Source organism: Herbiconiux daphne, from assembly GCF_024979295.1.
Lineage (GTDB): Bacteria > Actinomycetota > Actinomycetes > Actinomycetales > Microbacteriaceae > Herbiconiux > Herbiconiux daphnes.
Window position 1 is genome coordinate 1 of the sequence record NZ_JANLCJ010000367.1, and the last position, 719, is coordinate 719.

Sequence of the window (719 nt, forward strand, 5' to 3'; positions counted from 1 at the left end):
CAATAAAAAACCGCCCGTAGGCGGTTATTGTTTGCTTAGAAACTCTTCCGATATGTAATCTATTACCTCTTTCAGCTTTGCCGCTGTCATTATGTGGGCTGGTAATTCTTCCTTAACATCATCAGGCAAGTAGATATTACCACGCCACACTAACGAGCCGTCACGGGAGGCGATACCATAAGAAAACATCCATTCACAATCTTCTTTAGCATCCCAAAACAAAACAGCTTCACTATCTCTATCAACTTCTAATTCAATCCCACGCGCTTTAGCATAGTTAAGGATTGATTTGTTAATCTGATTCAGTGCGGTAAAGATTGCCATGCTAGTTAGTCCTGTTGGTTTCAATACAGACAAGATACATGATTATATAATTACTGTCAAGGGAAAAGCATAGAAAAAGTAGCACTAAGCCAAAAGATAAACAAGATAGCCTCTAACATAGTTCTTTAATCCTGTTGGTTATCTCCCGTGGCCCTGTCTGCCGGGTAGTCAGTACAAACCTAAAGCCCATCATCTTAGCCACTGAGTAAAGCCATTTATAACCCTGAGTAAGAGCACCCTTTACAGTGGAGAAACTAAGCATAGTATATAACATCGGGTAGCCTGTGTGGGTTTCTTCTGGTAGTACATCTATAATCATCATTGCTACTACCTTCCCATTTTCAATAGCTCTATATTCTAATCTGTCTATTTCTTCTATCTGTCTTTTTAATCTT

Annotated in this window: 2 protein-coding genes; both read right to left on the bottom strand. The window is 39.2% G+C overall.

What is annotated here, in order from left to right; all coding sequences use genetic code 11:
* Window positions 1–24: 24 nt before the first annotated feature.
* The gene (locus N1032_RS25285; RefSeq protein WP_259543342.1) at window positions 25–324 is read right to left on the bottom strand and encodes a hypothetical protein; all 300 of its coding nucleotides are present in this window, start codon (window positions 322–324) and stop codon (window positions 25–27) included.
* A 112-nt stretch (window positions 325–436) separates the two neighbouring features.
* A partial coding sequence (locus N1032_RS25290) for a hypothetical protein (RefSeq protein ID WP_259543343.1) occupies window positions 437–719 on the bottom strand: 283 nt, incomplete at its 5' end.